The 4,781-nt window shown below is 61.1% G+C and carries 6 protein-coding genes; 2 read left to right on the top strand and 4 right to left on the bottom strand.

Features of this window, described 5'->3' with window-relative positions:
- The first annotated feature begins 70 nt into the window (after positions 1-70).
- Both coaD and AYR66_RS05510 read left to right on the top strand, forming a co-directional pair.
- Positions 71-559, top strand: a complete 489-nt coding sequence (coaD, locus tag AYR66_RS05505) for a pantetheine-phosphate adenylyltransferase (RefSeq protein WP_088706694.1) — start codon at positions 71-73, stop codon at positions 557-559.
- 29 nt (positions 560-588) lie between these two features.
- Positions 589-849: a YfhL family 4Fe-4S dicluster ferredoxin gene (locus AYR66_RS05510; RefSeq protein ID WP_088706695.1), complete on the top strand. Its 261-nt coding sequence runs from the start codon at positions 589-591 to the stop codon at positions 847-849.
- 4 nt (positions 850-853) lie between these two features.
- Here AYR66_RS05510 and AYR66_RS05515 read toward each other — a convergent pair whose 3' ends face one another.
- From AYR66_RS05515 to AYR66_RS29345, 4 genes are all read right to left on the bottom strand, one after another.
- Entirely contained in the window at positions 854-1,948 is a 1,095-nt protein-coding gene (locus tag AYR66_RS05515; RefSeq protein WP_088706696.1) for a GGDEF domain-containing protein, read from the bottom strand.
- Between the two features lie 89 nt (positions 1,949-2,037).
- The gene (locus AYR66_RS05520) at positions 2,038-2,889 is read right to left on the bottom strand and encodes an MOSC domain-containing protein (RefSeq protein ID WP_088706697.1); all 852 of its coding nucleotides are present in this window, start codon (positions 2,887-2,889) and stop codon (positions 2,038-2,040) included.
- 15 nt (positions 2,890-2,904) lie between these two features.
- Entirely contained in the window at positions 2,905-3,996 is a 1,092-nt protein-coding gene (gene ychF / locus AYR66_RS05525) for a redox-regulated ATPase YchF (RefSeq protein ID WP_088706698.1), read from the bottom strand.
- Positions 3,997-4,055: 59 nt separating this feature from the next.
- On the bottom strand, positions 4,056-4,781 hold a 726-nt coding region (locus tag AYR66_RS29345), incomplete at its 5' end, for a patatin-like phospholipase family protein (RefSeq protein WP_206047067.1).

Below are 4,781 nucleotides of genomic sequence, written 5' to 3' on the forward strand. Positions count from 1 at the left end.
CGCAATGCCGTAAGCGGAATTTGAGGCATAATGCGCGTTCCGGAAACTTTCTCTTAGGCAGGGAGCCCCGATGGTTACAGCTGTTTATCCAGGAACGTTCGATCCGCTGACTCGCGGGCACGAGGATTTGGTGCGTCGCGCGTCCGGCCTGTTCGACAAGCTGATCGTGGGCGTGGCGGACAGCCAGGCCAAGCGGCCGTTCTTTTCGCTGGACGAGCGCCTGTCGATTGCCAATGAGGTGCTGGGCCACTACCCGAATGTCAAGGTCGAGAGTTTTTCCGGCCTGCTCAAGGATTTCGTGCGCGCCCACGACGCCCGGGTGATCGTGCGCGGCCTGCGTGCGGTGTCTGACTTCGAATACGAGTTCCAGATGGCTGGCATGAACCGTTACCTGCTGCCGGACGTCGAAACCCTGTTCCTGACGCCGTCCGACCAGTACCAGTTCATTTCCGGCACCATCGTGCGCGAAATCGCCACGCTGGGTGGTGACGTGTCCAAGTTTGTATTCCCGTCCGTTGAGCGCTGGCTCAAGGACAAGATGGCCGCACTCGGCAAGTAAGCATTGCAGGAAGCGGTACAGAGGTTGTCATGGCTTTGATGATTACGGATGAATGTATCAATTGCGACGTGTGCGAGCCGGAGTGCCCGAACGACGCGATCTACATGGGGCCGGTGATTTACGAGATCGATCCGAACAAGTGCACCGAATGCGTCGGTCACTACAACGAACCGCAGTGCCAGCAGGTTTGCCCAGTCGATTGCATTCCCTTCAATCCCGCCTGGCGTGAAAGCAAGGAAGAGCTGCACGCCAAGTACGAGCGGCTGCAGGCGGAAAAAACGCAGTCCTGAGACATCAGGATTCCACGACGACGCGGTTGCGTCCCAGGGCTTTGGCTTCGTATAGCGCATGGTCGGCACGCGCAACGAGGTGCTGGGATGTGGTTTCGACCGCTTCGTCCGCCATCGCCGGCAGCAGGCCGGCAACGCCCACCGAGATCGTCACATTCAGCGCCTCCCCGCTAGCCAGCACCAGCGGCTGTTCGGCGATGCTTTGCCGGATACGCTCGGCGACGTTAACCGCATCCTCACGCTCCGTATCCGTCAGCAGCACGACGAACTCCTCCCCGCCGAAGCGCCCCAGCGAATCGCTCAGGCGCAGTTCCGCCTTGATCCGTCCCGCCACGCCGCGCAGCACTTCATCGCCCGCCTGGTGCCCGATGCGGTCGTTGATTTGCTTGAAGTGGTCGATATCCATGTACATGCACGACAACGGCGTTTGCTGCCGGCGGCTGCGGCCGATTTCTTCCAGCAGCCGGCGCTCCAGGTAGCGGCGGTTGTTGACCCCGGTGAGCGGGTCGGTCAGCCCGATATGCTTCAGGCGCTCATTGTTGATCACGTTTTCCACGCAGATGGCGGCGATGCTGGCCATGTGCTCGATGAAATCCGTGCTCATGTTCGGCATGAACCGCTCCGGATCGTTGCTGCCCAGGTTGAGCGTGCCGATGAGGCGGGTATGGCGGCGCAGGGGAACGATTGCTGCGCTTGCCGGTGGCGCGAGCGGTTCGGGGAACATCATCCCGAACCTTTCCTCGCTGTAGGCCCCGAGCATGGGCTTGTGCAACTGGCCCGAAAGGTCGCCATATTCTGATTCGTCCTGCAGGAAGATCAGCTGGGGCAGTTCGGACAGGTTGACTTCGAGCTGGACCAGGATGCGGCGGATGTCGTACTGGCCGTCGATCAGGCCAAGTGTCACGATGTCGAGGCCGGCGGTTTCGGGGAAGGTGGAGAACAGCGTGTCAAACAGCGCCTGGAAGCTGTCGGCCGAAATGAGCTGGAGGTCGAGGCGCTGGTGCCGCTGGAGGATCTGCTGGTTTTTCTGCGCGTTGGCGATCAGCTGTTTCAGCTGGTCGCGCAATTGCCGATTTTCCCGCGCCAGATCGTGCGACATGGCAGTCGTCCCCGAATAAAAAACATCCGGCAAATACTACATGGCACCTCCCGCGCCTGCAACCGCAGCTCGGGAAGCGTTGACCGGGGTCAGAATGCGAGGTCGATGTCGACGTCCTGCCCGATGCGCAGGACCTGTCCTTCGCCTTCGAGCAGGATGGTGTTCATGCCGAAGGTGAGGGCGCCGTCGAGCTTCGGATTGGCGCGGTAGCTTTGCATGATGTCGAGCGGGTCGGGGCCCGGGATGCCGGTGGACTGGTCAACCGACGGAACATTGCAGCGCGAGCAGGGTTTGACCGGCTTCAGCTTTGCCGCACCGATGCGGAAGGATTTGGCGATATCTTCCTCGAATGCCTCGACGCCGCCGATCACGATGTTCGGGCGGAAGCGGTTCATCGGCAGTACCTCGCGTCCCTGCGCCTTCAGCTTGCCGTTGAGGTCGGCGAGCGACCCCTCGGAGATCACTAGCATCGGGAAGGCGTCGGCGAACAGGGCCAGCGCTTCGACGTCGCCGGTCCAATTGCTGCTGGCAACCCGCTTGGCCTCCGCATGGAAGCGCACAAGACGGCAGGGTGTGCCGAGAAACTTGGTGAACCAGGTTGCGGTGACTTCGTCGCAGTCATACGCCTGCACGGTGTCTTCCCACACGCGGACCTGCACAACTTTCGCATCCTCGGGATCGGGCAGCCCGAGCGGCACTTCGAGGCGCAGCATGCCGGGCGCGCGCAGTTCAAGCGTATCCGCCTTGATACGCGGCGTGATCAGCGCCATCTTCGGGAAGTCGCGCTGTGTCATGAACTCACCCTTCGCATCCACGACCATCCATTCGCGGTCATAGATCTGCTCGACCATCAGGCCGGCTGGGGTCAGGACCGCTTCGCGCAGGGAAATCCCAGCGCAAGACTTGACGGGATACAGGTTGAGTTCAGTGAGGGTAGGCATGCCGCGCTCGGGGGATCAAACGTTGAACAGGAAGTTCAGCACATCGCCATCCTTGACGATGTATTCCTTGCCTTCCGCACGCATCTTGCCGGCTTCCTTCGCGCCTTGTTCTCCTTTGAACGCGATGAAGTCTTCATACGCAATGGTTTGCGCGCGGATGAAGCCGCGTTCAAAATCCGTGTGGATCACACCCGCCGCCTGCGGCGCGGTGTCGCCGACATGGATGGTCCATGCGCGCACTTCCTTCACGCCGGCGGTGAAATAGCTCTGCAGACCGAGCAACTTGAAGGCGGCGCGGATCAGGCGGTCCAGTCCGGGTTCTTCCATGCCCATGTCAGCCAGGAACACCGTCTTGTCTTCCTCGTCCAGGTCGGCGATTTCCGCTTCGATCGCTGCACAAATTGCGACCATCGGTGCATTCTGTGATTGCGCGTACTCGGCCAGCTTATCCAGCAACGGATTGTTGGTGAAGCCGTGATCCGACACGTTGCCGACATACATCGCGGGCTTGGCCGTGATCAGGCACAGCGGCTTGATCAATGCCAGTTCTTCCGCATCCAGCTTCATTGCACGCACCGGTTTCGCTTCATTCAGATGCGGCATCAAGCGCTCCAGCAGTGCCACCAGCTTGGCAGCGTCCTTGTCGCCCGAACGCGCCTTCTTGTTTTCGCGATGGATCGCTTTTTCGACAGTACCCATGTCGGCCAGCGCCAGTTCAGTCTGGATCACCTCGATGTCGGAGAGCGGATCGACCTTGCCGGCGACGTGTACCACGTTCTCATCTTCGAAGCAGCGCACCACGTTCACGATGGCATCGGTCTCGCGGATGTGGGACAGGAACTGGTTGCCGAGCCCTTCGCCTTTGGACGCGCCGGCTACCAGTCCGGCGATATCGACGAATTCGACAACGGACGGTACTACGCGCTCGGGCTTCACGATTTCAGACAGCGCTTTCAGGCGCGGATCCGGCACCTCGACGATGCCGACATTGGGCTCGATCGTGCAGAAAGGATAATTTTCCGCGGCGATGCCCGCTTTGGTCAGCGCATTGAAGAGGGTGGATTTGCCGACGTTAGGCAGGCCGACGATGCCGCATTTGAGACTCATGGTGTGAACTTCGCTTGAATGTGAATTAACCCGCTATTTTACCGTAGCGGCAGGGTGGATCAGAGGGGCAACACGCGCGCCGGGTCGGGGTGCTCGATAAATTCAGCCAGTTCATCGCGCAGGCGCGCACCTTCGCCGATCGCGAGCTTCCAGTTGAGGATGCGCTGGTCATGCTTCTGGCCGTAATACAGGAAATCGTTCCGGTCCGGCAGCTTGCTGCGCGTCAAGGTCTGAAGGAAGGCGCGCGTTGGTGACAACAGGACAACATTGTCCAGCCAGTTGTTGTTGCGCCCGGAACCGGCGCGCCGCCAGGGCAGCGATTTGTCGAGCCAGCCGGGCACGATTTGCTTCCCGAAATGCGGGTACAGGACGAGGCCCCCTTCCGGGTTGTCCGCCACGCGCGAATAGGGAAGGGCAAGGTGGTAGTCGATCAGGCCACCGTCCCAGAACGCGCCTGCCGGCGCTCCCGGGATCTCGCGCACCGGCTCCATCACGAAGGGCAGCGTGCCCGATGCCAGCAGCGCGCTGCTAAGGTTGTCCGGTGATAGCGGCATGAAGCGGGTATCGAAGGCATCGAATTTTTCCTTCAGCCAGAAGGCCGGGTCGCGTTCATCGCCGATCACGACACGCGACAGGTGGTTGCCAAGCCGGGTGCGCGATACAAGATTGCCCAGTGCGGCCAGGCCGAATCCCGCCGTCACGGAAAATTTGCACACAGGCGCCGCGAGTAGCCGGCGTCCGAGTGAGACGAGGATTTGCAGGCGGTAATGCGGGGGGCCGGGGAT

The sequence above is a fragment of the Noviherbaspirillum denitrificans genome, from assembly GCF_002211445.1.
Taxonomy (GTDB): Bacteria; Pseudomonadota; Gammaproteobacteria; order Burkholderiales; family Burkholderiaceae_D; genus Noviherbaspirillum; species Noviherbaspirillum denitrificans.